The organism is Ochrobactrum sp. A-1, from assembly GCF_022488005.1.
In the GTDB taxonomy this organism is placed as follows: Bacteria; Pseudomonadota; Alphaproteobacteria; order Rhizobiales; family Rhizobiaceae; genus Brucella.
Window position 1 is genome coordinate 363,485 of sequence record NZ_JAKVQC010000007.1, and the last position, 24,606, is coordinate 388,090.

The following is a 24,606-nucleotide window of genomic DNA, read 5'->3' on the forward strand; positions in this document are numbered from 1 at the left end:
TCCTCCTTGAATCTTTTTAACCGTTGTGACCTGCAGCTTTCGGACGCCAGACAAGCAGGCGCGCTTCAACGATGGATACGCCCCAGTCGATGACCAGCACGAATGCCGTCAGCACCAGCATTCCGGCAAAGACGCCGGTGACGTCGAACACGCCTTCCGCCTGATGAATCAGGTAGCCGAGCCCCGCCGACGAACCGAGATATTCGCCGACAACCGCGCCGACGACGGCAAAGCCGACGGCCGTGTGCAGGCTTGAGAACATCCAAGACAGCGCCGATGGCAGATAGACATTGCGCAGGAGCTGGCGCTCGTTCATGCCCAGCATACGCGCATTGGCGAGTACCGTCTGGTTCACTTCCTTCACGCCCTGGTAGACGTTGAAGAAGACGATGAAAAAGACCAGCGAGACGCCGAGCGCCACCTTTGACCAGATGCCGAGGCCGAGCCACAAGGCGAAGATCGGCGCCAGCACGACACGCGGCAGCGAGTTGGCCGCCTTCACATAAGGGTCGAAGATTGCTGCAAGGAGGGGCTTGCGGGCAAACCAGAACCCGATCAGAACGCCGCCGATTGAGCCAATGGCAAAAGCCAGCATGGCTTCAAGCAGGGTGATGCCGAGGTGATACCAGATCGTCCCATCGGAGAACCATTTATAGATGCGCTGCGCCACATCGCCCGGTGTCGCAAAGAAGAATTTCGCCTTGGCCGGATTGCCCAGCAAATGGGTAGCGGTGAAGAGGTGCCAGACCAGAATAACGACGACAGCCACGCTGAGCTGCGCCAGAAACAGCATAACAGGCTTTTTCATTTCTTTTCCCCACTCGTCTGCTGATAGCCCTTGAGAACCTCTTCCTTGAGCGCACTCCATATTTCACGATGAATTTCGTGAAACTTGTCATCGAGGCGAATTTCGGAAATCTCGCGCGGACGGGCGAGGGGAATCTTATATTCCGCCATGATGCGGGCACGCGGCCCGGCAGACATGATGACAACGCGATCCGCCAGCGCGATGGCTTCTTCCAGATCGTGGGTCACGAACATGACGGCCTTCTTGTCCTGCGACCACAGATCGAGCAAAAGGTCACCCATGATGACGCGGGTTTGCGCATCGAGCGGGCCGAAGGGTTCATCCATCAGCAGATATTTCGGATTGCGGATCAGCACCTGCGCGAGACCAACACGCTTGCGCTGTCCACCCGACAGCATATGCGGATAACGGTCACCGAAACTTGCAAGCCCGACGCGACCAAGCCACTCACGCGCCTGCTCGCGCGCCCGGGCCTTTGGCGTGCCAGCGATTTCCAGCCCGATGGAGACGTTGTCCAGCACTGTCTTCCAGGGCATGAGGGCATCCTGCTGGAAGAGATAACCTGCCTTGCGATTGAGGCCTTGCAGCCGCTGGCCGCTGATTTCGACAGTACCACTGGCTGGCACCAGAAGCCCGGCAACGGCATTGAGCAATGTAGACTTTCCGCAGCCCGTCGGACCGACAATCGCCACGAATTCGTTTTCAGCAACTTCCAGATTGCTTTCGGCAACAGCATCGAAGCGACCACCATCGGCCAGCTTGAATGAAATCTGCACATCCTTGAGCGCTATTGCGGTCTTGCGCGCTTCTTCCGGTTGAATACGGCTTGGTTCGGCGCTCATCGTTCAGCACATCCGATGAACTGACAATGTGCGGTGCCATAACGGCTCATATATCCGCTCCTCTTCGGGTAGCGCCTCATGAATGGGGGAACAGACAGGATGCGAGATCTTGTCCGTCTAAAGTGAGACGCAAAAATTTGCGATAGAGTCCCTTCGTATAACGTCCCGGCAAGAACATGCAACGAAAAGCGGACAGCGCATTTCAAACTATCGACAAAAATAAGTCTATACGAAATTTTATTGCGGACCGTGAGAACTGGAGTGGACTGCGCGGACAGCAACTCCATCACGTCTGGCGCAAGACGCTGACTGATGCCCGTTCAGGGCATTTGCAGAAGCGATGTGGTAGTGGAAACCCAATGAGCCTGCATTTACAAAGCCCATTTCAGGCTTGAACCCACCTTGGCGCCAGATCTGTTTTGGCAAGTTAGGGATGCGACGTTTTTAGCAAGTTAGAGATGCGACAGGTGCTGACGTTCAGCCCCCATGCCGAGTGGCTGGTCAGGGTTGCAAGCGAGGAATGGGGGCGGGTCGATAGGTGCCCTTCGGCTTTAGATCCCATGAGGAGTGAACAGCGGCCGTCGCTCTGGCAGAGTGAGGTTGCATCAAAACACTCGCTCAGGAGGAGCAATTTATGGAACCCGCATCCATTCATCCGACCGCTGTCCGCACTGATCTTGGCGCAATTTTTGTGTCATTGGAACTAAGCCGATCGACTTGGTTGATCACTTCGTTGTCGCCGGGCAGTGGCGAGAAGATGTCGAAGCATGTAGTGGCCGGTGGCAATGTGGCAGAGCTGCTGGATCGATTTGAGCAGCTACAGCACAAAGCGCGGTTGAGAACAGGAACGTTGTTTCCTATCGTAACAATCCAAGAGGCAGGATTGGACGGCTTCTGGATACACCGGGTGCTGGAGGCCAATGGTATCGAGAGTCACGTCGTAGACGCAGCTTCGATCGCGACGTCTCGTCGACGTCGGCGTGCCAAGACCGACAAGATTGATGGAGAGGCTCTGACGCGCACATTGCTTGCGTTCAAGCGCGGCGAGCCACGCGTATGTGCGATGGTTAAAGCGCCAGATCCGAAGGACGAAGATCGGCGTCGGATATGCCGGGAACGCAAAGTTTTGATTGCTGAGCGGGTCAGGCATGTCAATCGCGTTAAGGGGCTACTCTTTGCTCAAGGCGTCAGCGGCTATCAACCGCTCCGTAAAGATCGCCGTCGGCGGCTGGAGGAGCTCCAGACCGGAGATGGGCGTGAGTTACCGAAACACCTGAAGGCTCAAATTAATCGCGAACTCGACCGTCTCGACTTGCTGCTGGAACAGATTGCTGCAGTGGAGAGCGAGCGGAATTCTCTCCTGTCAACGTATGAGCAGCCAGCGGTTGAGGCAACTTCGCCCGCGGCGATGCTGCTGTCCCTGAAGGGGATTGGCGCTGAGTTTGCCGCCGTCCTTTGGACCGAAGCCCTGTCCCGGCGTTTTGATAATAGGCGGCAGATTGCCGCCTATGCCGGTTTGACACCAACCCCATGGATGAGCGGGACCATCGATCACGAACAGGGTGTCTCAAAAGCAGGAAACCCTCGGCTGCGCACCACGATGATTCAACTGTCTTGGTTGTGGCTACGCAATCAGCCAGCATCAGCGCTCAGCCGTTGGTTTGTGGATCGGGTTCAGTCGAATGGTGGACGCTTAAAGAAAGCCGCGATAGTTGCCCTGGCGCGCAAACTCCTTATCGCGCTGTGGAAGTTTGTCACTGCGGGTGTTGTCATCGAGGGGGCTGTCATGAAGACTGCGTGACGACCAAAAAATTACCGAATACACAAATCTTCCAGGACTGATCACTCCTGGCGGATCCAGGTGAGCGAACCGCCTCAAAGTCGGGCTTCAAATGCCGCGCTTTAGATTGGTCCCGTTCTCCTGAGCCTTGCCGCTACGCAAGCGGGATGATGGTGCTGCCGGACAAAACGGCGACCGTATGTGAGTTTGAACCGGTGACGGAAACGTGCCGCGTCAAGCAAGATGGCTCAGACCATGGGTTCGATACAAAATCGAAGGGGACAAGCTATGGAACAATGATTGATCTTGACGACGAAATCCTCATGTGAGCTTTCTTAGTAACAATCATTCCGTCGCTTTGGGTCATGCACGACATCACCCGCCAGCTGAAGCTTCTTCGCCGCTCTGGGCAGCTTGCCTGCAGCTGGAATCGGATACCCAAAGCGACATTGAGGTGCATTGACGATCATTATTCGGCTGCTGTCCGCCTCATCAGTGCCTTCTCCCGGCGCGCGATAACGTCAGGATCGTTCATGTAAGCGGTGCGCGATTTGCGCTCACGCTTCTGATACCCGTTCCCGACACTGCCATCAGGCACGCCAAACAGATGGTTCGTCTGACCTGTGCGACGGGGACCGCTCTTGCTGCGTTGCAATTCCCGGCCCGCCTGCATCTCGGCCACAATCGAAAGCATGTCATCCAGTCGCTTGTTCTCGACAACAGGCGACCGGTGAACAGAACGAAGCTTGTCGAACGTTGTATAGGGCAGGGTGTCCGTACCATGCATGATCTCCAGACGACCATCGGGATAGTCGCAGACAATCACCTTTTGTCGAGCCAGCCGCTTTGCAAGCTCCGTCGGCTCCAGGATGAACAGCACCTTGTCGTAACGCAGCGTCAGTGTTTGCGACAGTGTCCGCACTTCCTTCCGGCACATCGCACCATCGATGTTCTCATGTGCGGCCAGCGGTCGGTGCATATCTTTGGGATTGCGCGGATCCTTTCCAAAACGGGCATTGAAGTCTGCAATATATTCCGGCGCATAAGCATTGGCTGCTTCGATCGTATCAATGCCGCGCAGTCGCAATTCCTTGACCAAACGATCCTGCAAAGTTCTGTTTGCCCGCTCGACACGGCCTTTGGCCTGCGGGGTATTGGCACAGATAATGTCGATGTTGAGTTCATAAAGCGCCCGGCCAAACTGGGTCAGACCGATCGTGCGATCTTTCTGCGAACCATGGGTCGTGCGAAACACACCATGTTTGTCACTGTAAAAGGCCAGCGGCTTGCCCCATTGCTGCAGGTAGGCCTTCGTCGCATGAAAATAATCAAACGTGTTCTCTGATCCAGCGAAGCGCAAATGCAGGAGCTTGCCCGTGGCATCGTCAATATAAACGAGGAGGGCGCATTTGGGACCCCGCTCCTCAAACCACCAATGATGCGAACCATCGATCTGTACCAGCTCACCAAAGCAATCACGCCGACCGCGCGGCTGATGCAGTTGTCGCTTGCGTTCGCGCCGTGACGTCCACAAACCCGCCACCGTCATCCATTGCCGCAGCGTCTCCTTGCTGACCGAAAGCCGGTGGCGTTCGGCAAGCTTCTCACAGGCCAGTGTCGGTCCAAAATCCCGATAATAAGCCCGTACCAGATCCAGCACCGCATTCCGGAAATCCTCGCTGTAACGACGATTGCTCGGGCGTCCGCGTCGTCCCGAAATCAGACCCGAATGCCCAAGCTTGTCGTAAGCCTGTAAAAGACGATGGATCTGGCTGCGGCTGAGATCCAGCAATGCAGTCGCCTGGATAACCGTCAGACGACGATCTCGAATCTTCTGAATGACTTCCAATCTATTGAGTTCTTTCTGCGACATCGTAATCAAACAAGACATGGCAACTCTCTAAACGGATACGTGTGAAGAGCCGCCCAGTCTTCCTTTCCTCGTTCGATCTGAACAGGGCACGCGACCTAAAAATGTCGCATCTCTATCTTGCCCATCTGTCGCATCTGTATGTTGCTGTTATAAGATCAAATCAGATAATATGTATTATGGAACTAACCAATATAGATCCGACGTTGATTTGGCGGCCTTGTGAGCGGCCCAATCCTTGCAATTGCCTCGCTGCCCGTTATTGCCCCGGTGCGCCAAGCTGGCGGAGAAAACTCCGGTAATCCGTCCGAACCCATTCTTCGGTTAATCGTCCTTCCCCGTCGAAACGGAATATATTGATCAGGTCCATTACAATGCGTTGTCCATTGGGTGGCAGTGGTCCTGCCGGAGACATGGTGAAATCCCGGACAAATATCCCTTCGATCCAGGTCTGACAGGCAATAGTGTTATCCTCGGCGATTATGATCCCACGCCTGATCGAACGATCGTCAAAAGCGGCGCGAAGCGACTGAAAATATGCAGTAAGTCCTCCATAGTCCGTCTCGAACCCATCGGGGCCATGGAAGCGAAATTCGTCTATATTGAAATAGGTGTCCGTCTCTGCCTGATCCGCACCAGAAACCTCGAGTTCGCCAGCTCTGATCAGGCGCTTGATCAATTCATCTCGACGCAGTGTCATATCTCATCCTTTACAACGACAATCTTCGCCCTCCGCCTGGATGAAACTAAAAAAGAAAGACCCGCCCGATAAGATAGTCATCGATGCATGATCCAGTGAAATCTTTTCAACAATCGGGCGATGCGTCCTGTATGAGCACCAGAATTACCCAGTTTCCTCATCACGAATTTGCTGACAATCGCGCTCTGATATAGGGAGCTCTCACGACATCGATAAAACCCCGCAGGGCTGACGGCACATGCTGGCGACCGGGATAATAAAGCATCAACGGCGAGAACGGAGGGCACCAGTCTTCGAGCACTGTCACAAGGTCCCCAGCGACCAACAAATCATGTGCCAGGTTCTCCGGCACGTAGGCAATACCCAGACCCTCGGCAGCCGCCTCGATCATCAGGTCATTATCGTCCAATGTCAGCGTGCCCGGAGCATCAATCGTCATCTCCTGACCATGCTTCTCAAATTCCCAGCGATACCGTTTGCCGCTCGGTAAACGCTGGCGGATGCAGCGATGATTGCGCAAATCATCCGGAACCAGAGGCCGATTGAAATCGCGCAGATAGGCAGGAGCGACGACCGCAAGAAAGCGAAGCTCGTCGCTGATGCGGACGCCAATCATGTCCTGCGGCACCGTTTCTCCCAGCCGGACACCTGCATCAAAACCCTGCTCCACGATATCGACCAGTTTCCCGTCGCTGACCAGATCCAGTTCCACTTCTGGATAACGGGTCAAAAAGGTCGGCACGACATGGCGAAGCAAGACGCGGGCAGCCCCCTTGCTGGCATTGATGCGCAAAAGGCCGCTCGGATGGCCACGCTCATCGGCAAGGCTATCAAGCGCTATGTCAAGTTCCCGAAGCGTTGGGGAAACCCTCTGTAGCAGGTGTGCACCAGCTTCCGTGGGAGAAACGCTGCGCGTGGTGCGGTGCAGCAGTCTGATGTCAAGTTGTGCTTCAAGTTTCTTCATGCGATGGCTTAGCGCAGAGCGCGATACGCCAAGAAGATCGGCAGCTCGGCGAAAGCTGCGTTCGTTGGCGACCGTTGCAAAGGCTTCCAAGTCTGCAAGTGTCGGCTTCATGACTGATGAAATCCTTTCGCCAATACATGTCTGTTGAAATACGCAAGGTAGCGTCTTGGTCCGTCCACCGCCAGCATGCCTGGAAAAGCAGTTTTCACCCATTGCCTGAAGGCAGTTGAATGTACTGCAAGGGCCCTATGATCCACTGGTCTTCCTATTGTCGCCACTACCGGGCCGACCATGAAACCGAACCTCAGTATCACAGCAACGAAAAGGCCGCAGCTCGCCCCAGCGGGGTTGGCTGCAGCCTCGTTTTTTCGTTGCTGACCGGTTGTTATGCCGTCTGGAACGATTGCTCATAGCGATCGTGACGGCGCACCCAGTCCATTCCCCCGGCCTCGTTGCGACCTTTCGGAGCGAGATCAAGCATATTGTAGGTACCCATCATCACTTCAACGCCGCGTCCATAGGTGGAGTAGGTGCGGAAGATCTCGCCCGCATCATCCTTGTAGAAGGCACTGACGCCCGGCCATTCCCCGCCAACTTCGCCCCATTCGCCGAAATTGTAATCGATTTTGCCGCTGGCGATCTCATCCGGCGTGAAGCTCACTCGGAAATCGTAGTTGAAGTCGGTGCCAAAGGACGACACCCATTTGAACTGCCAGCCCATACGTTGGCGGTAACGTTCGATGTCGGCAAGCGGCGCGCGGGAAACAGCGATCATGGTGACATCATGATGCGCAAGGTGCTTGTTCATACCATCGGTGTGGTCAGCCATGAAGGAGCAGCTTGGGCAACCCTCCTTCCATCCCGGCGCGAACATGAAATGCTGCACCAGAAGTTGCGACCGGCCTTCGAAGAGATCAGCCAGCGTGCGTAAGCCCTCCGGCGCATCGAAGACATATTCCTTGTCGATGCGTACCCACGGCAAGGCGAGCCGCTGCCGGGCAACTTTATCGCGAAGATGTGTCAGCTCCTTCTCCGCTTTCAGGAAGTCTCGACGGGCAATCAGCCAGTCATCATGTGAAACAATAGCGCGTTGCATTGGAGTCTCCTATGGTTTGGTATTGGGGAGTTGAAAACGGGCGGCAAAAAGCTTCATCCACGGTGTTAGATGGAAGAGGCTCATCAGCGCGTACATCAGCGCCATGTCGTTGACGGGAACGAAAGTCGATGCACCCGAGCACATCGTCATGTCCTGTGAACCGACAGCAGAAATCCACGCCATCAGCGCGAAGGTCGGCGTGGCGGCAAGCCCGATCAAACTGGACGCATCGCTCGTCGGCTCGGGTGGAGAACCGGCTTTCTCTGTCACTGTGCGCATTGGCATATCTGCTTCTCCCATCGAATTGCCGTTTCCAGCTGTTGCGATACAATGAAGCTAACTCGGATGGAGGGGCGCGTGAGAGTTACAAGTGTGACGGGATTTCAATGGACCCACTGATCGCCGCCGCTGCAGGCGCTCTCTCGGCTGGCGATCCCCTCGCTGCGCTGAAAAGGGTTGCCCTGCGAAATGACCCGCCAGCGCTGGCATTGCGCGGCATAGCAATGGCACAACTCGGCGACTTCACGCGCGCCAGAGAGCTTCTGCGAAGCGCGGCGCGTAGCTTCGGTCCGAAAGAACTCGTAGCCCGCGCGCGTTGTGCCGTTGCCGAAGCCGAAATCGCCCTTGTTTCACGCGATTTGGGCCAGTCATTGCAAACACTCAACGCAGCCCGTCTGCTTCTCGAAGCATTCGGTGACCGCAGCAATGCTGCTCATGCCGGCTATCTCGAAGCCCGGCACCTCCTCCTGATCGGCCGCCTTGATGAAGCGGAAACGTTGCTCGGTCAGTTGGATGACAGCGCTCTGCCGCGCGCTTCGATGGCAGGGCGCCAACTGGTGGCGGCTGGCATAGCCATTCGTCGTATCAAGACAAAACCGGCGAAAGCAGCTCTGGAACGGGCAAGGCAGGCCGCAGAAGACGCACGTATTCCAGCACTCTCGGCCGAGGTCGACCGGGCGATACGAGCATTCGGAATGCCGGCAGCCCGTTTGGTCACCGACAAAGCCGAGCGTTCTCTTCATCTAGAAGACGTCGAAAGGCTTCTGGCCACCGACACGCTGATAGTGGACACCTGCCGCAATGTGGTGCGTGGAGGGGCAACGATCATTCCGCTCGCCACTCGTCCGGTGCTGCTTAAACTCATGCGCGCTCTGGCGGAAGCCTGGCCGAAGGATGTAGCGCGCGAAACGCTCCTCAAACGTGCTTTCAATGCACGACACGTCGATGCGTCGCATCGGGCGCGACTGCGTGTTGAAGTCGCGCGGCTGCGTGAGACGGTCAAACCGCTGGCAGCACTGAATGCCACCGCAGACGGTTTCGTTCTGCAACCTCACCCCGCCCGAAATATTGCCGTGCTGGCACCGCACGTAGAAGGTGACGGCGCGGGAGTCCTCGCGCTGCTCAGCGATGGGGAAGCCTGGTCGAGTTCCGCATTGGCTCTGGCGTTGAATGTCAGCCCGCGTACAGTACAGCGAGCACTCGAGGAGCTTGCCCGCGACGGTAAGGTCGAGGCGTTCGGGCGCGGAAGAGCGCGCCGCTGGATCGCGGCGAGCGTACCCGGATTCCCGACAAGCTTGTTGCTCCCCACCACGCGGATTTACAGCTAGGATGAAGACATGAAACACTCAACCGCCGAAATCATCCGTGAATATGGCCCCTTCCCCGATGCAGATGACGTGGCCGGGGTCAGCTTCGACGGCAATCAGGTCTGGTTCGCGACGGGCAATAGACTGAACGCCCTTGATCCCGATAGCGGGGAAATCCAGCGTTCGCTGGATGTCGCCGCCGATGCGGGAACCGCATTCGATGGCGAGCACTTGTTCCAGATTGGCGATTCCATGATCCGCAAGATCGATCCCCGCACCGGCCAGATTGTCTCCACAATTCCAGCGCCCGGAGATGGCGGGAATTCCGGCTTGGCTTGGGCAGAGGGATCGCTCTGGGTCGGACAGCATCGCGGTCGCAAGATACATCAGGTGAATCCCGAGACCGGAGAAGTGCTGCGCACGATCGAATCCGACCGGTTCGTCACCGGTGTCACCTGGGTCGATGGCGAACTCTGGCACGGCACGTGGGAAGGCACCGGCAGTGATATTCGCCATATCGATCAGAAAACAGGCGCCGTGCTCGAGCGATTGGACATGCCGGCCGGAACTGGAGTTTCGGGCCTTGAATCCGATGGGAACGACCGTTTTTTCTGCGGCGGCGGAAGCAGTGGAAAAGTGCGGGTCGTTCGTCGGCCCCGACATGGTATCTAGATCATTTTCCGTTTTATTGAATCGGCCCCTCTTGACGGAAAACGGAGACCGATTGAGCATGATACTCAACATCTGAACCTTTTTGATCTGCGCCGAGGAGCAAACCATGAGTGAGGATCATCATGAACATTCGGATCGATGGAAGCACGACGGCGTACGCGTGATCAAAGGGGATCAGCTTGATCCGAATACCGCGCAAACGCCGGGTATGTTCCGTCAGGCGGCGATCAATCACGCGCGCGTTGGAGCACAGAAAATCTGGGCAGGAACAGTAGCAATCGAACCCAATGCGAAAACCGGTGTCCATCACCATGGCGCGCTTGAAAGCGTCATTTTTGTTCTTCGGGGCAAGGCGCGGATGCGATGGGGAGATCATCTGGAATATGTGGCCGAAGCGGGACCGGGCGATTTTATCTTTGTACCGCCCTATGTTCCCCATCAGGAGATAAATGCCGATCCTGACAACGTACTGGAATGCGTTTTGGTTCGATCCGACAACGAAGCGGTCGTCGTGAACATTACGGATGTCAATCCGGTTGAAGATCCTGAGGAAGTTTATTGGGTTGATCCGATACATCCCCATCCAAAGTAGAGCCGCCTGCCCGCCTGCCTGAAAGCTGGCCACCCAGCGGATGGCATCTGGACACGGAAAACCGATGAACCGTGACAAGAAACCGCCCTCGCCTCTTGGTGGACTGACAGTTCATCATTCTCAATCTTTTTATGAAGGCTTGTTCCGATGCGATTGGGATGTTGCGCCAATTTTAGATGAACGCGATGGAAAACTCACCATTCTTCGCAGGGTTCCATCGCGCCGGATGAGATGATGATAAAGTGCTGCGATAACATGCAACATGACAATAGCGATGGTGCCATAAACAAGTGTGGCGTGCAGCCACGACCAGAACGCTTCGTCGGCGTCTGAAACGGTCAATGGCAAATTCGGCATGACGAACAGGTCGAAGACGTAGCTCGGTATGTCGAGAGGCGACGAGGAAACGACCGCCCATCCTGTGAGTGGAACAAGGATAGTCATCGCCAGAAGCATTCGATGAGCGCCTCCCGCAAGCATTACCTCCAGCCAGTTCGTGTTCTTGTAGGGCATCGGGTGAATGCTCGTTACAAACCAGAACACCCGGATGAGTGCCAAACCGAAAATCGCGAAGCCGAGTGACTTGTGCCACTGATAGAGTGTGAACTGGAGTGCCGGATCGGAACCCGTTGCCTGTGTCAGAAAACCGAGACCGATCTGGACAATAAACAGACAGGCGATCAGCCAATGCAGGAGCTGCGCCACAAATCCGTATGTGGTTTCAGTATTGCGCCACATCACGATCTTTCCGAAAGACCTCAAGTCTGTTTCACTCGAACTGTTTATAAGCACTCAATGCAATTTCCTGGAGCCACGCACGCGGCAGGTCGCCGACAAGCGCACAACTGATGGCATTGTCGGTCCATACAAGCGCTTCCAGATTATCCTGAGACAGATAACGCAAGGACGTCTCCTTCATATTGTCCGAAGGCACGATGAACAAAGTGACGCGCTTGCCCTCCCGATCCTCATACATCAGTTGCGCCGCAGGTCCGCCTTGGGCAGGCAATAGACGCCCGCCAACGAGGGAAAGTCCTTCCGTCCGCAAGTCGGGAATATTAAGGGGGCGATCCAGCCGCTTGGAGAGCCACGCAGAAAGATGTTGCTCCTGCTCGGCTTTCACTTCCACAGGATGCACGATTTCGCTGGCGTAAAGGTTGTGAGCTGCCATAGCCTCACTTGCGAGTGGCCATGAAGGTGTCGGCGCGCTGCCCGGAAAATCGCGACCGAACCAACCGCCGAGCCCGCCCAGTGCCACCAGAAACACCGCCGCTGCGGCCATGCGCCACCATCTTCGTCGCGCCTCGAGAACCCGTTTGCTGACTTTGTCGGGGAGAAGTCGCGTGGGCAGCGGTTCCTCCAAGACAGGAGCATATAATGCCCGCAACGTCTCATTCTGCCTTTGCCAGATATCAAGTTCGGATCGCACAGATGGATTGGATAATAGCTCCTTCTCCACTGCCTGGCGGCGTTCTTCGCTTAAAAAGCCATCGACATAGGCCTGCAATTCGGTGTCGCTGATCAGGTTGCTCTTCATTTCACCACCCTCAATTGCGCACCCGTCTCCTCTGTAAGCCTGCGCAATGTGGCCCGTGCACGCCCCAACCGCGACATCAGTGTGCCGAGCGGAATATCCAAGACGTTGGCGGCTTCCGTGTAACTCATTCCCTCGATGGCGATAAGCAGAAGCGCTTCCCGCTGTTCGACAGGCAGCAACTGTATCGCACGCGCAGTTTCGGCAAAAGCAAGCCGGGAGGGAGATGCGCTGGCAACCTGCGGTTCTGTCGTGACGCTCGATAGCGGCGCATTATCCGGGGCGCGTCGCCTGTGGCGCAATTCGTTTCGCCAAAGATTGACGAGCATTCGAAACAGCCATGCACGCAACGGCCCGGAAGGTTGCCAAAGACTGCGCTTGCGAATGGCGCGCTCCAGACAATCCTGAACGAGATCGTCTGCCTGGTCAGCGTCATGCGTCAGCGCCCGGGCGTACCGCCGGAGCGCTGGAACACATTCCTCCATTTCGTCCAGGAAGCGCGACATTTCCTTTTACCCGGCCTCCTCAATCCTTCGCGACATGCCAGACGCCGCCGACACCATCGCCGGAAACGTCACCCGGCTTTTTATCGCCTTGCCAGAGATAGAGAGGCTTGTCTTCATAGGCCCATTGCTTCGTGCCGTCCTTGCGAGCAATAAGACTGAATTCTTCACTAGCAGTCGCCTTTCCGTCGGCTTTCAGCGGCGGCCATTTCTTCGCACAGTCGTCGTAACAGTTGGATGTCCCTTTGGTATCCTTGTCGAAAACATAAAGCGTCATCCCTTTGGCGTTCGTGAGGACCTCCTCCCCTTTCGCCGTTTTCATCGTTTTTATGGTTCCCGATGCGTAATCTTCAGCATGCGCAACGAATGGCAAGCCAGTCATAAGCGTGACAGCTACGAAAAGTGTTGTGGGTCTGCACATGATAATCCTCCTTTGTGGTGTTGTCGTTGCTTCCAATCACGACAACACCACGCCCGCGAAATTAATCCGTAGCCGGAGACATTATTTTGCTCCGCGCAAATTCATCTCGAATTTAACCACGTTGGAATAGATCGGCGTGCCGACATCCATGCCGTATGGGGAACGAAGCACGTCGCCTGTCACGTGAAATGTAACGGTTCTCGCGTCGTTGCTGACAAGGGCCGCGAAGAATGTTTCACCATGGGTTTTACCCCGTGCCGTCAACATTCCATCGATACGGGCCGTGCGCGGGCCTGTCTGCGTGATCCGGGTCGATTCAAAAGTCAGAACCGGATAATCCTGCACATCGAAGACTGCCGAAGACTTCAGAAAGTCCGTGATACGGGATTGTTTGGCATCGACGCTTGCAGGCCGGAGCCGAAACGATACAGAGGATCTGGAGAGGTTTTGTGCATCGAGCTCCAGATTGCCAGTGAACTCACCAAATGAGCCCCCCAGTCCGCCACCACCGACCTGGCTCACGGTAAAGGCGATGTGTGATGATTGCTGAATAGTATAATGCCCGCTGGCAACACCGAACGTGTCGGCATGCGATGAGACGGGCATGGCAGCGAGGACCATTATGATAGCTAAGGGGCGGAACATGACGACCTCCCGTGTTTACCGTCTTCAGCATCAACACCGGTCATCCATTTTTAATCCGCCTGTGGGCACATTTTTTACGCCGCAACGCATTTTGGCAAAGCAACGCGACGGAAAATTCAGGCGGATGACTGAACTATCGATACATGATGAACGCGAGACCGGTGACCACAAACAAGGCTCCTAACCAAGCTCCGGCTGTGGGGCGTTGCCCGGTTCGCACCCACAGCAGCGGAAGGATGATGACTGGCGTGGTTGCCGAGATCGTTGAGACTACGCCTGTCTCCCCACCTGACAAGGCAAAGAGCAGCAACGTCATTCCAATGGCGAGCGACAGAAAACCGGAAAAGGCCGTCATGGCGGTTGCCTGCCATGTCAGCGGATTGCGTGGACGAAAGGCTGCGACGGGAAACATCGAGATGAAGCTGAGGCAACAGGCTGCCGTACCCACGCGCAGCAGTGAGGCTAGAAACGGATCGATGCCGGTAGCCATAACCGGCCGCACGATGATCGATCCAACCGCTTGCCCGAGCGCGGCAAGCAAACCGAACATCAAGCCAACGATCAGAGAGCCTTTTACCGTTTCCCAGGGATGAAGCTGGGTCCGGCGGTTGCTGAAAAATATTGCCAGGCATACGCCCATGATGGTGAAAGCGATGCCGATCACAACCGAAGTAGAAAGTCTTTCACCGAGCACGACCCAACCCAGAAGGGCAGCAATGGGGGCATTCATCGCAAACAGAATTCCGGATCGGCGTGGCCCAAGCCGGTTCAAGGTCACGAAGAGGATCGTGTCGCCCAGGAAGATGCCGATAAAGCCCGACAGGATGAGCGGAAAAGCATTGCCAGAATGGATCTGCTGCCACGTTCCTGTCGCCATCACATAGATGACAAGCAGGCAGCTGACGAATATCTGTCGCACCTGATTGAAGGTCAGCGCACCCAAATGGCCAGCAGGCCCGGCCGAGATAAGGCCCGTGAACGCCCAGCAGATAGCAGCCCCCAGCGCTGCCAGCTCATAAATAGGCATTGAAGCCCCTCAGCATATTCGTGGATTACGACTCGGAATCGGGAAACGATAAACCCACCCCGAACTCACCGCTTCTCCTATCTGACCTTCGATATACAGGCAATGCTATGCTATGCCGCGGTATATCCATCCGTGCTTCCCCAGGCCATAGGTCCTGGAGATTGGAAATCACGGTTATATTCGAGGCGCTGTGCTGGGTAGTAGCCCTTTCGTTTCCACGCTGCTGCGCAAGCGCAGAATTGTCCCCAGCCCATTGTGTCCGAGCTGGCATCAACGGCCAGCAACACATTCTCCTTAACCGGAGGATATCTCAGCAAATACGCTGACTTAAATGGCAGAGAGCTTTATCCCGTTGTCGGGTCGTGCATCAGATTAGGACTCCCCCCATAGCTTGCCGAGCGGCCCTTCATATTGGTCATCTCGACCTCGAACCATTGACTTTTCAAAATGGCCGCATTTAAACACCGGTCAAATTCCTGAATTGGATCATCCCCAAGCGTCCGTATCGACTGGTACGCTGCGTTAGAAATCAAGAGTAAATCATGGCAAACGAAGATCTCGAAGCTCGGCATCTGGAGACTCTGGACCGGGACTTGGGCCGCTTCGTCAAGCTGGAAACGGCGGCGAGTTACGTCTCACGTCCGCTCGTGGCTCCGGGCATTGCTCTCGTATTCATCATGCTTGCCGGACTTGGCGCGGCCATGCTGCTGGGCCAGACCAGCCAAATGCTCATCGTTGTGGCCGCGGCCGTTTTTGGCGCCTACATGGCTTTGAACATTGGCGCCAACGACGTAGCCAACAATATGGGACCGGCTGTCGGTGCCAATGCACTGAGCATGGGGGGCGCGATTGCAATCGCCGCAGTGTTTGAAAGTGCTGGCGCACTCATCGCCGGAGCCGATGTTGTGTCAACGGTCGCAACCGGCATCATTGCGCCAGACACACTTGCAACACCGATCATGTTCATCTGGGCAATGATGGCAGCGTTGCTCGCCTCCGCGCTTTGGGTCAACCTTGCGACGTGGATCGGCGCTCCTGTTTCAACAACGCATGCCGTCGTCGGCGGCGTCGTGGGTGCAGGCATCGTCGCAGCTGGCTTCGGAGCGGTGAACTGGTCCCAAATGGCGGCGATTGCGGCAAGCTGGGTTATCTCGCCAGTCCTGGGTGCGATCATAGCGGCTGGTTTTCTCTGGTTGATTAAAGCCCGCATTGTCTATCGTGCAGATAAGATTGCTGCCGCTCGCGTATGGGTGCCAATCCTTGTTGGTCTCATGGCGGGAACCTTCGCGACATATCTGATCATGAAAGGGCTGAAACAGCTGATCGACGTATCGATTGAGGTAGCTCTGATCTGTGGATTGGCTGTTGGCGTCGGAAGTTGGTTGATCTTGATCCCGGTCATCCGCCGCCAGTCATACGGGCTCGAAAACCGCAATAAGTCACTCAAGATCCTGTTCAGCATTCCTCTCGTTGTTTCGGCGGCATTGCTCAGCTTTGCCCATGGTGCAAATGATGTGGCAAATGCCGTCGGGCCGCTCGCGGCAATTGTCCAGACATCGCAGACCGGCGCGTTAAACGACGGCGTTGAGATTCCGCTCTGGGTTATGCTGATCGGCGCATGTGGCATTTCATTCGGCTTGTGTCTGTTTGGCCCTAAGCTCATTCGAATGGTTGGCAATCAGATCACCAAGCTGAACCCGATGCGTGCTTATTGCGTGTCACTGTCAGCCGCAATCACCGTCATTCTGGCCAGCTGGCTGGGATTGCCGGTCAGTTCGACCCACATCGCCATTGGAGCGATCTTTGGCGTTGGATTCTTCCGCGAATGGGACACTGAACGACGATTGAAGAAGGCGCGCCAGGCCCTGCCGTTGGATTCTATCCCGGTTGAGGAGCGCCGCCGTCGCAAGCTGGTTCGCCGCTCCCACGCACTGACGATTGCAGCTGCCTGGGTGGTAACGGTTCCTGCTGCCGCAATCCTCTCGGCCATTCTGTTCGCGCTGTTGAACCAGATTCCTGTTGGGCATCCCTGAGACGGCAACGCAGGCATTCAGTCCGATCCTCCCTGGGCAAACGAGCGGTGCGCTTGCTGAAGCGCGCCGAACGCCCTCTTACTGCTTGAGAACGCGACCCAGCGGCGCTTCTCGTTGAAGCTCGCACTCCAAGCCTACCATTACGACTTCACAGCACAATTCAATCACAGAATCGCGCGCCAAAAGCCGCGTATGTAACTTTCAGCGAATCGGGTGAAGCCCGACGTCAATTCAGCTGACATTCAAACGTCGCAAATGCCGGAATTTACGGCATTTTTCTGGCACATATGGACGGCATTTCGAGCTTGTAAATTCGATGAAAATGCGTGTTTCCGTACCAGAAAACCACCATATAAATTGCTCAAGAAATTGTGAATATGTTAATTAAGTCAAAGCGTTGATAAGTTCTCTTGCAAGTGGCGTGCTTATCCATAAGATGCGGGACATTTCAAAAATTTCAAAGGAGGGGTTCTCAAATGTATCGTAAATTTCTACTGACAGGTGTGTGTCTTCTGGCGCTGGCCGGAGCAGCTTCGGCTGAAGTCGTTCTCAATCGCGGCAACGACACCGATCCCGCGACACTGGACCATCATCGCACCTCGACGGTGGCTGAAGGTAATGTCATGCGCGACTTGTATGACGGCCTGACTATTCAGAACGCAAATGGCGAAGCAGTGCCGGGTGTAGCAAAATCCTGGGATGTTTCCGAAGATGGCACCGTCTACACCTTCCATCTGCGCGATGACGCAAAATGGTCGAACGGCGATCCCGTCACCGCCGGTGACTTCCAGTTCACCTTCCGCCGTCTGATGGACCCGAAGACAGCCGCCGGTTATGCCAGCATGCTGTTCATCATCAAGAACGCCGAAGACATTGCCGGAGGCAAGAAGCCGACCGACCAGCTCGGCGTCGAAGCCGTCGATGACCACACTCTCAAGGTCACGTTGAACGCCCCTGCTCCGTATTTCCTTGAGCTTCTGACCCACCAGACCGGCTTCCCGATGAACCAGAAAAGCGTCGAGGCAAATGGTGACAAGTTCACCACGCCCGGCAAGATGGTGACGAACGGCGCTTATATGCTGGAAAGCTTCACGCCGAACGACAAGATCGTGATGAAGAAGAATCCGTATTATTACGAAGCGGATCAGGTGAAGATCGATACGGTCAACTGGATACCGTTCGAGGATCGCGCAAGCTGCATGCGCCGTTTCGAGGCGAAGGAAGTGCAGATCTGCTCCGACGTTCCGGCCGAGCAGATGGACTATGTGAAGAAGAACCTTTCCAAGGAATTCCGCATGGCGCCTTATCTCGGCGTCTATTACCTGCCGGTAAAGGGCAAGACGGCGGACAGCAAGCTGAAGGACCCGCGCGTCCGCCAGGCGATTTCCATGGCCATCGACCGTGATTTCATTGCCGATCAGGTCTGGCAAGGCACCATGCTGCCGGGCTATTCGATGGTTCCTCCGGGCATCGCCAATTATGTGAAGGATGCGCCGAAGCTCAACTATTCCGACGATATGCTGGAGCGCGAAGACAAGGCCAAGGAACTGCTGAAGGAAGCAGGCGTAGAGCCGAATACGCTTTCGATCGAACTGCTCTACAACACCTCGGAAAACAACAAGAACACCATGGCTGCCATCGCCGATCAGCTCGGCAATATCGGCGTCAAGGCTTCGCTCAACGAAACGGAAGGTGCGACCTACTTCAACTTCATGCGCGACGACGGTCCATTTGACATCGCCCGTGCAGGCTGGATCGGTGACTATAACGATCCGCAGAACTTCCTGTTCATCAGCCAGAGCAATGTGAGCTTCAACTATTCCAAGGTGAAGAACGCCGATTACGATGCGCTGATGGCGAAGGCCGAAAAGATCCTCGATCTCAACGAGCGTGCCAAGACACTGGCAGAAGCCGAACAGCTGAAGCTTGATGAGATGAGCAATATCCCGATCCTCTATTATTCGTCGCGCGCCCTTGTTTCGGACAAGATCGACGGTTGGAACGACAACCTGATGGATAGCCACAAGACGCGCTGGCTTTCGTTTAAACAATAAATTTTCAGCTTGGGCTGCGCTTCTCGGCGCGGCCCTTTTTCTTCCGGCTGTTCCGGAGGGCCCTCTTTTGTCGGGGCAAACGTTTTCTAAAAAGTATATGGGAGTTTTTACAATGGTTCGCGGATTCCTGATGACAGGCATTTGCCTGATGGCGCTCAGCGGCGCTGCATCGGCAGAAACAGTGCTCAACCGGGGTAACGATACCGACCCCGCCACGCTGGACCAGCACCACACGACCACCGTTTCGGAAAACCGTGTTCTGCGTGACCTTTATGAAGGTTTGCTCGCGCAGAACGAGAAGGGCGAGGCCATCCCCGGCGCGGCTGCATCGTGGGATATTTCCGAAGACGGTCTCACCTACACATTCCATATGCGCGAAAATGCCAAATGGTCGAATGGCGATCCCGTCACCGCGGGCGATTTCGAGTTTTCCTTCCGCCGCATCATGGACCCGAAGACGGCTGCCGGTTACGCCAGCGTCCTCTATGCCATCAGGAATGCCGAGGAAGTTGCCACCGGCAAGATACCAGTCGATCAGCTTGGCGTGAAGGCGCTTGACGACAAGACCCTTCAGATAAGCCTCAAGAACCCTGCCCCTTATTTCCTTGAGCTTCTCACGCACCAGACGGGATTTCCGGTCAACAGGAAGGCTGTCGAGAAGTTCGGCGACAAGTTCACCCTGCCCGGCAATATGGTGACCAATGGCGCCTACACGCTTGTCGGTTTCACTCCCAATGACAAGATCTCCATGAAGAAGAACCCGAATTACTGGGACGCTTCCAATGTGAAGATCGATGCGGTCAACTGGATACCGTTTGAAGACCGGGCAAGCTGCATGCGTCGCTTCGAGGCGAAAGAGGTCGACATCTGTTCCGATGTTCCTGCCGAACAGATGGATTATGTGAAGAAGAACCTCAGCAGCCAGTTCCGCCTCGCTCCCTATCTCGGCATCTATTATGTCGACATCAAAGGCGAGCCCTCGAGCAAGCTGCGCGATCCGCGTGTGCGTCGGGCCATATCGATGGCCGTCGATCGCGAGTTCCTCGCCAATGAGGTCTGGCGCGGTGTGATGCTGCCAGCTAGTTCGATGGTGCCGCCCGGCATTGCGAATTACGTCAAGGATGCGCCGAAGCTGGATTTCGCCGACGAGGATGTGCTGGACCGCGAGGACAAGGCTAAGGAACTGCTGCAGGAAGCCGGTGTCCAGCCGGGCAGCCTTTCTGTGACCCTGCGTTACAACACCTCGGAAAACCACAAGAATACCATGGCAGCGCTTGCCAACATGCTGGGCAATATCGGCATCAAGGCGACCCTCAATGAAGTCGAAGGCGCCACCTTCTATAACTACCTTCAGGAAAAGGGGATGTTCGACATCACCCGCGACGGTTGGATCGGCGATTACAACGATCCGAACTCGTTCCTGGAGCTTTATACCACCGGCAATTACTTCAATTATGCCGAATGGTCGAACAAGGATTACGACGCGCTGATGGCGAAATCCGCAACTACGACCGATCTTAAAGAGCGGGCAAAAATCCTCGCCGAAGCAGAGAAGATACTGCTCGGCGACGGGGCTGTCGTGCCCCTGATGTATTATTCGTCCACCGCTCTCGTTGCCGACCGCGTTCAGGGTTACGAAGACAACCTCATGAATTCGCACGGCACGCGTTGGCTATCGACAAAGAATTAAAAACAAAAATGAAACACGCCCTTAGTGGGATTTGCCGGATCGTTTGAAAGCGATCCGGCAAAGAAGGGAAGAGAACATGCTGGGCTATACGCTCCGACGATTGGGTAGTGCGATACCCACGATATTTATCATCATCACGCTGACATTCTTTCTGATCCGGCTTGCGCCCGGCGGACCTTTCGACCTTGAAAGGCCGATTGATCCACTGATCCTGGAGAACCTCAAGAAGGCCTATAATATGGATGCGCCGCTGTGGCAGCAGTATCTGATTTATCTGGGCAATCTTCTGCACGGCGATCTTGGACCAAGCTTCACGCGACGCGATTTCACCGTGAACGACCTTTTCGCTTCCGGCCTGCCGGTTTCGATCATGCTCGGCACGCTCGGACTGACGCTTGCGGCAATTATCGGAACGTTTCTCGGCACACTGGCAGCGCTGAAGCAGAATTCAGCCGTCGACTATTTCGTTGTCGCACTGGCCACATTCGGCATCACCACACCGAACTTCGTCGTGGCCCCTCTCCTCAGCCTTTTGTTCGGTGTCATCCTCGGCTGGGTTCCGGCAGGCGGCTGGTCGTCGGCCAATGTAACCTACTGGATACTACCGGTTCTGACACTTGCATTGCCGCAGGTCGGGGTCATTGCGCGTCTCGTACGCGGAGCGACCATCGAAGCTTTGCGCGCCAATCACGTGCGCACCGCGCGCGCCTATGGCCTACCATCGCGTGTGGTTGTGGGCGTGCATGCATTGCGCGCCGCCATGCTTCCCGCCGTCTCCTATCTCGGCCCGACGGCTGCAGCCCTGCTCACGGGTTCGGTCGTCGTCGAGACGATTTTCGGCATTCCCGGCATCGGTCGCTATTTCGTGCAGGGCGCGCTCAGCCGCGATTACACCCTCGTCATGGGTACCGTTGTTGTCATTTCGGTCTTCGTCGTGGTGTTCAACCTGATTGTCGACCTTCTTTATGCATGGCTTGATCCGAGGGTTCGCTATGACTGATCTTTCTGTACCGACGGAAACAGCCCGGCTGGAAGTTCCAAGCCGCTCGCTCTGGCAGGACGCATGGTTGCGTCTGCGCAAGAACAGGGCTGCGGTGGCAAGCGCTATCGTCCTTTTCCTGATGGCTTTTCTGGGCATATTCGGCCCGATGCTGAGCCCGCATCCTTACGACAAGATTTATCCGCAGTTCGTGCGTGTGGCCCCAAGCCTGGAAGCCTATCCGCGTGCGGATACCATCCTGCCGGGCCTTGACCGCGAACTTGCCCGCGCGCGATTGAAAGCTGCCGGCGAACCGGAACTGAGCGGCAACAATGTCGTTGTCGATTTCACCGCACAGCGCCCGACGGATGAACGTGTGCTGCGTTATTTCCAGCGCTCCGACCTGTTCAGCAATCCGAAGATTGACATCGCTTCCGATGGGCTGTCGGGCAAGCTGACCCTCAACGTGACGCGCAATTACTTCCTGCTCGGCACTGATAATCTTGGCCGCGATCTGATGACGCGTATCTTCATCGGCGTGCGCATGTCGCTTGCCATCGGCCTGCTTGCTTCGGCGATGTCTCTGATACTGGGCGTGTCCTTCGGTGCCATCTCCGGTTATCTGGGCGGACGCGTCGATAACGTGATGATGCGGCTGGTGGATATTCTCTATTCGCTGCCCTTCATCTTCTTCGTCATACTGATGCTCGTCTTCTTCGGGCGATCCATTTTCATCATCTTCATCGCCATCGGCGCGACGGAATGGCTGGATATGGCGCGCATCGTGCGCGGACAGACATTAAGCCTCAAACGTCAGGAATTCGTTCAGGCGGCAGAAGCGCTTGGCGCGACGCGGCGCGGCGTCATTACCCGCCACATCATTCCGAATGCGCTCGGCCCGGTCATCGTTTTCGTGACGCTTCTGGTACCAAAGGCAATCCTGCTCGAAAGTCTCCTCTCCTTCCTCGGTCTCGGCGTTCAGGACCCCCTCACCTCTCTGGGGCTGCTGATTTCCGAAGGCGCCCAGAACATGCGCGGAGCAAGCTGGCAATTGATCTGGCCTGCCGCAACGCTGACCATCATCCTGTTTGCGCTGAACTTCCTTGGCGACGGCCTGCGCGACAGCCTTGACCCGAAGGACCGCTGAGATGACGAGTGAAAACATTCTGAGCGTGCGCGACCTGAAGGTCACTTTCGACACGCATGACGGGCCGGTGCAGGCAGTGCGCGGCATCAATCTCGATGTCAAAGCCGGTGAAACCATCGCCATCGTCGGCGAGTCCGGCTCCGGCAAGAGCCAGACGACAATGGCGATGATGGGGCTTCTGGCCCAGAACGGCAAGGCGACCGGGCAGGCGCTCTATCGCGGTCAGGATCTGATCGGCATGTCCGAAAAGAAGCTGAACAATATCCGCGGTGCAAAGATCACCATGATCTTTCAGGAGCCGATGACGTCGCTCGATCCGCTTTACCGCATTGGCGACCAGCTTGCCGAACCGCTTCGCTATCATCGCGGCATGAACAAGAAGCAGGCGCGCCCCCGTATTCTTGAACTGCTCAAGCTGGTTGGTATTCCAGAACCGGAGCGCCGTATCGACAGCTACCCCTATGAACTGTCGGGCGGACAGCGCCAGCGCGTCATGATCGCCATGGCGCTCGCCAACGAACCGGACATCCTGATTGCCGACGAACCAACCACCGCTCTCGACGTCACCATTCAGGCGCAGATTCTCGACCTGCTGGCCGATCTGCAGAAGCGACTGGGCATGGCGGTGGTCTTCATCACGCATGATCTCGGCATCGTGCGGCGCTTTGCCGACCGGGTCTATGTGATGCGTTCCGGCGAAGTGGTTGAAACCAACGATACGGAAAAACTTTTCACTGCGCCTGAGCATCCCTATACGAAGATGCTGCTCGATGCGGAGCCGGAAGGCGAAAAGGCGCCTCCCCGTGAAGACGCGCCGGTGCTGGTTCGCGCCGACAATGTGAAGGTCAACTTCCTCATCAACAAGCCATGGCTCGGCGCTGCGAACTATCTCACAGCCGTCAACAATGTCTCGCTGACGCTGAAGGAAGGCCAGACCATCGGTATCGTGGGAGAATCCGGTTCGGGCAAGTCAACGCTCGGTCGCGCCATTCTACGTCTTCTCCCGTCAGAAGGCCGTATCGCCTATCTCGGCAAGGAATTGCCGACAGAATCGCAGGCGATGCGCCCGAAGCGCCGCGAATTGCAGCTCGTTTTTCAGGATCCTTTCGGCTCGCTCAGCCCGCGCATGACCGTGGGACGCATCATCACAGAAGGGCTTCTCATCCACGAACCAAATCTTTCGGCGAAAGAGCGTGATCGTCGTGCGCAAGAAGCATTGCGGGAAGTCGGCATGGACCCGGCCATGCGTAATCGCTATCCGCACGAATTTTCCGGCGGCCAGCGCCAGCGCATCGCCATTGCGCGTACGATGATCCTGAAACCGCGCGTGATCGTGCTCGATGAGCCGACGAGTGCGCTGGATCGCTCAGTGCAGAAGCAGATCGTTACCCTGCTGCGCGACCTTCAGAAAGACCACGGCCTGTCCTATCTCTTCATCAGCCACGATATGGCGGTCGTGCGTGCGGTCTCGGACTATGTGATCGTGATGAAGAACGGAAAGATCGTCGAACAGGGCGATACCGAACAGGTCTTCGATCACCCGCGCGAGGACTATACCAAGGCCCTGATGGCGGCGGCGCTCAGCGAAGAACGCTTTGGTACGTGATGTCGTGACGGAATAAAAAGCGAAAAGGGCCTGATTTCAGGCCCTTTTCATGCGGAA

23 protein-coding genes are annotated in these 24,606 nt (G+C 56.1%); 10 read left to right on the forward strand and 13 right to left on the reverse strand.

Features of this window, described 5'->3' with window-relative positions:
- Window positions 1-16 precede the first annotated feature (16 nt).
- Window positions 17-808: an ABC transporter permease gene (locus MKS82_RS19650; RefSeq protein WP_109988720.1), complete on the reverse strand. Its 792-nt coding sequence runs from the start codon at window positions 806-808 to the stop codon at window positions 17-19.
- Window positions 805-1,650 (reverse strand): ABC transporter ATP-binding protein, encoded by an 846-nt coding sequence (locus MKS82_RS19655; RefSeq protein ID WP_109988719.1) that lies wholly within the window; start codon window positions 1,648-1,650, stop codon window positions 805-807. Before MKS82_RS19655 ends, MKS82_RS19650 begins: the two co-directional genes overlap by 4 nt.
- A gap of 634 nt (window positions 1,651-2,284) precedes the next feature.
- Here MKS82_RS19655 and MKS82_RS19660 point away from each other — a divergent pair.
- Window positions 2,285-3,451, forward strand: a complete 1,167-nt coding sequence (locus tag MKS82_RS19660; RefSeq protein WP_240578266.1) for an IS110 family transposase — start codon at window positions 2,285-2,287, stop codon at window positions 3,449-3,451.
- A 448-nt stretch (window positions 3,452-3,899) separates the two neighbouring features.
- Here MKS82_RS19660 and MKS82_RS19665 read toward each other — a convergent pair whose 3' ends face one another.
- The 5 genes from MKS82_RS19665 to MKS82_RS19685 all read right to left on the reverse strand — a co-directional run bounded on the left by MKS82_RS19665 (window position 3,900) and on the right by MKS82_RS19685 (window position 8,345).
- Entirely contained in the window at window positions 3,900-5,321 is a 1,422-nt protein-coding gene (locus MKS82_RS19665; protein WP_240578367.1) for an ISNCY family transposase, read from the reverse strand.
- A gap of 238 nt (window positions 5,322-5,559) precedes the next feature.
- Complete coding sequence (locus tag MKS82_RS19670; RefSeq protein ID WP_240579189.1) at window positions 5,560-5,979, reverse strand: ester cyclase; 420 nt, start codon at window positions 5,977-5,979, stop codon at window positions 5,560-5,562.
- Window positions 5,980-6,160: 181 nt separating this feature from the next.
- On the reverse strand, window positions 6,161-7,075 hold the full coding sequence (locus tag MKS82_RS19675) for a LysR family transcriptional regulator (protein WP_109989418.1): 915 nt from the start codon (window positions 7,073-7,075) through the stop codon (window positions 6,161-6,163).
- A 274-nt stretch (window positions 7,076-7,349) separates the two neighbouring features.
- The gene (locus tag MKS82_RS19680; RefSeq protein ID WP_109989417.1) at window positions 7,350-8,060 is read right to left on the reverse strand and encodes a DUF899 domain-containing protein; all 711 of its coding nucleotides are present in this window, start codon (window positions 8,058-8,060) and stop codon (window positions 7,350-7,352) included.
- Window positions 8,061-8,069: 9 nt separating this feature from the next.
- On the reverse strand, window positions 8,070-8,345 hold the full coding sequence (locus MKS82_RS19685) for a hypothetical protein (RefSeq protein WP_176036115.1): 276 nt from the start codon (window positions 8,343-8,345) through the stop codon (window positions 8,070-8,072).
- 101 nt (window positions 8,346-8,446) lie between these two features.
- Here MKS82_RS19685 and MKS82_RS19690 point away from each other — a divergent pair, with 101 nt between their 5' ends.
- From MKS82_RS19690 to MKS82_RS19700, 3 genes are all read left to right on the forward strand, one after another.
- Window positions 8,447-9,667: an HTH domain-containing protein gene (locus MKS82_RS19690; RefSeq protein ID WP_240579190.1), complete on the forward strand. Its 1,221-nt coding sequence runs from the start codon at window positions 8,447-8,449 to the stop codon at window positions 9,665-9,667.
- A gap of 9 nt (window positions 9,668-9,676) precedes the next feature.
- Window positions 9,677-10,318: a PQQ-binding-like beta-propeller repeat protein gene (locus tag MKS82_RS19695; protein WP_240579191.1), complete on the forward strand. Its 642-nt coding sequence runs from the start codon at window positions 9,677-9,679 to the stop codon at window positions 10,316-10,318.
- Between the two features lie 106 nt (window positions 10,319-10,424).
- Complete coding sequence (locus MKS82_RS19700) at window positions 10,425-10,910, forward strand: cupin domain-containing protein (protein WP_109989413.1); 486 nt, start codon at window positions 10,425-10,427, stop codon at window positions 10,908-10,910.
- A 129-nt stretch (window positions 10,911-11,039) separates the two neighbouring features.
- Here the strand turns inward: MKS82_RS19700 and MKS82_RS19705 are convergent, their stop codons facing one another.
- From MKS82_RS19705 to MKS82_RS19730, 6 genes are all read right to left on the reverse strand, one after another.
- A complete protein-coding gene (locus tag MKS82_RS19705; RefSeq protein WP_109989412.1) occupies window positions 11,040-11,648 on the reverse strand; it encodes a cytochrome b in 609 nt (202 codons plus the stop codon).
- A gap of 31 nt (window positions 11,649-11,679) precedes the next feature.
- Window positions 11,680-12,447 (reverse strand): anti-sigma factor family protein, encoded by a 768-nt coding sequence (locus tag MKS82_RS19710; protein WP_109989411.1) that lies wholly within the window; start codon window positions 12,445-12,447, stop codon window positions 11,680-11,682.
- Window positions 12,444-12,950 (reverse strand): sigma-70 family RNA polymerase sigma factor, encoded by a 507-nt coding sequence (locus MKS82_RS19715; protein WP_109989410.1) that lies wholly within the window; start codon window positions 12,948-12,950, stop codon window positions 12,444-12,446. Before MKS82_RS19715 ends, MKS82_RS19710 begins: the two co-directional genes overlap by 4 nt.
- A gap of 19 nt (window positions 12,951-12,969) precedes the next feature.
- Entirely contained in the window at window positions 12,970-13,368 is a 399-nt protein-coding gene (locus MKS82_RS19720; RefSeq protein WP_235969038.1) for a COG4315 family predicted lipoprotein, read from the reverse strand.
- A gap of 81 nt (window positions 13,369-13,449) precedes the next feature.
- Window positions 13,450-14,013, reverse strand: a complete 564-nt coding sequence (locus MKS82_RS19725) for a YceI family protein (RefSeq protein WP_109989409.1) — start codon at window positions 14,011-14,013, stop codon at window positions 13,450-13,452.
- Between the two features lie 133 nt (window positions 14,014-14,146).
- Complete coding sequence (locus MKS82_RS19730) at window positions 14,147-15,040, reverse strand: DMT family transporter (protein WP_109989408.1); 894 nt, start codon at window positions 15,038-15,040, stop codon at window positions 14,147-14,149.
- Window positions 15,041-15,582: 542 nt separating this feature from the next.
- Here MKS82_RS19730 and MKS82_RS19735 point away from each other — a divergent pair.
- The 6 genes from MKS82_RS19735 to MKS82_RS19760 all read left to right on the forward strand — a co-directional run bounded on the left by MKS82_RS19735 (window position 15,583) and on the right by MKS82_RS19760 (window position 24,549).
- On the forward strand, window positions 15,583-17,073 hold the full coding sequence (locus MKS82_RS19735; protein WP_109989407.1) for an inorganic phosphate transporter: 1,491 nt from the start codon (window positions 15,583-15,585) through the stop codon (window positions 17,071-17,073).
- Between the two features lie 476 nt (window positions 17,074-17,549).
- On the forward strand, window positions 17,550-19,127 hold the full coding sequence (locus tag MKS82_RS19740; protein ID WP_109989406.1) for a peptide ABC transporter substrate-binding protein: 1,578 nt from the start codon (window positions 17,550-17,552) through the stop codon (window positions 19,125-19,127).
- Between the two features lie 112 nt (window positions 19,128-19,239).
- Window positions 19,240-20,817: a peptide ABC transporter substrate-binding protein gene (locus tag MKS82_RS19745; protein WP_109989405.1), complete on the forward strand. Its 1,578-nt coding sequence runs from the start codon at window positions 19,240-19,242 to the stop codon at window positions 20,815-20,817.
- A gap of 76 nt (window positions 20,818-20,893) precedes the next feature.
- Window positions 20,894-21,817, forward strand: coding sequence for an ABC transporter permease (locus MKS82_RS19750; protein WP_109989404.1), 924 nt, complete (start codon window positions 20,894-20,896; stop codon window positions 21,815-21,817).
- Window positions 21,810-22,943, forward strand: coding sequence for an ABC transporter permease (locus MKS82_RS19755; protein WP_109989403.1), 1,134 nt, complete (start codon window positions 21,810-21,812; stop codon window positions 22,941-22,943). The genes MKS82_RS19750 and MKS82_RS19755 overlap by 8 nt, the downstream gene beginning before the upstream one ends.
- Window position 22,944: 1 nt before the next feature.
- Window positions 22,945-24,549 (forward strand): ABC transporter ATP-binding protein, encoded by a 1,605-nt coding sequence (locus tag MKS82_RS19760; RefSeq protein ID WP_109989402.1) that lies wholly within the window; start codon window positions 22,945-22,947, stop codon window positions 24,547-24,549.
- The last annotated feature ends 57 nt before the right edge of the window (window positions 24,550-24,606 follow it).

Bases quoted from the DNA above. Each gene is read 5' to 3' on its own strand.
- MKS82_RS19650 (WP_109988720.1), bottom strand. From the start codon at position 808: ATGAAAAAGCCTGTTATGCTGTTTCTGGCGCAGCTCAGCGTGGCTGTC.
- MKS82_RS19710 (WP_109989411.1), bottom strand. From the start codon at position 12,447: ATGAAGAGCAACCTGATCAGCGACACCGAATTGCAGGCCTATGTCGAT.
- MKS82_RS19760 (WP_109989402.1), top strand. From the start codon at position 22,945: ATGACGAGTGAAAACATTCTGAGCGTGCGCGACCTGAAGGTCACTTTC.
- MKS82_RS19660 (WP_240578266.1), top strand. From the start codon at position 2,285: ATGGAACCCGCATCCATTCATCCGACCGCTGTCCGCACTGATCTTGGC.
- MKS82_RS19725 (WP_109989409.1), bottom strand. From the start codon at position 14,013: ATGTTCCGCCCCTTAGCTATCATAATGGTCCTCGCTGCCATGCCCGTC.
- MKS82_RS19700 (WP_109989413.1), top strand. From the start codon at position 10,425: ATGAGTGAGGATCATCATGAACATTCGGATCGATGGAAGCACGACGGC.
- MKS82_RS19705 (WP_109989412.1), bottom strand. From the start codon at position 11,648: ATGTGGCGCAATACTGAAACCACATACGGATTTGTGGCGCAGCTCCTG.
- MKS82_RS19750 (WP_109989404.1), top strand. From the start codon at position 20,894: ATGCTGGGCTATACGCTCCGACGATTGGGTAGTGCGATACCCACGATA.
- MKS82_RS19745 (WP_109989405.1), top strand. From the start codon at position 19,240: ATGGTTCGCGGATTCCTGATGACAGGCATTTGCCTGATGGCGCTCAGC.
- MKS82_RS19740 (WP_109989406.1), top strand. From the start codon at position 17,550: ATGTATCGTAAATTTCTACTGACAGGTGTGTGTCTTCTGGCGCTGGCC.
- MKS82_RS19665 (WP_240578367.1), bottom strand. From the start codon at position 5,321: ATGTCTTGTTTGATTACGATGTCGCAGAAAGAACTCAATAGATTGGAA.
- MKS82_RS19685 (WP_176036115.1), bottom strand. From the start codon at position 8,345: ATGCCAATGCGCACAGTGACAGAGAAAGCCGGTTCTCCACCCGAGCCG.
- MKS82_RS19755 (WP_109989403.1), top strand. From the start codon at position 21,810: ATGACTGATCTTTCTGTACCGACGGAAACAGCCCGGCTGGAAGTTCCA.
- MKS82_RS19695 (WP_240579191.1), top strand. From the start codon at position 9,677: ATGAAACACTCAACCGCCGAAATCATCCGTGAATATGGCCCCTTCCCC.
- MKS82_RS19730 (WP_109989408.1), bottom strand. From the start codon at position 15,040: ATGCCTATTTATGAGCTGGCAGCGCTGGGGGCTGCTATCTGCTGGGCG.
- MKS82_RS19720 (WP_235969038.1), bottom strand. From the start codon at position 13,368: ATGTGCAGACCCACAACACTTTTCGTAGCTGTCACGCTTATGACTGGC.
- MKS82_RS19675 (WP_109989418.1), bottom strand. From the start codon at position 7,075: ATGAAGCCGACACTTGCAGACTTGGAAGCCTTTGCAACGGTCGCCAAC.
- MKS82_RS19715 (WP_109989410.1), bottom strand. From the start codon at position 12,950: ATGTCGCGCTTCCTGGACGAAATGGAGGAATGTGTTCCAGCGCTCCGG.
- MKS82_RS19735 (WP_109989407.1), top strand. From the start codon at position 15,583: ATGGCAAACGAAGATCTCGAAGCTCGGCATCTGGAGACTCTGGACCGG.
- MKS82_RS19655 (WP_109988719.1), bottom strand. From the start codon at position 1,650: ATGAGCGCCGAACCAAGCCGTATTCAACCGGAAGAAGCGCGCAAGACC.
- MKS82_RS19690 (WP_240579190.1), top strand. From the start codon at position 8,447: ATGGACCCACTGATCGCCGCCGCTGCAGGCGCTCTCTCGGCTGGCGAT.
- MKS82_RS19680 (WP_109989417.1), bottom strand. From the start codon at position 8,060: ATGCAACGCGCTATTGTTTCACATGATGACTGGCTGATTGCCCGTCGA.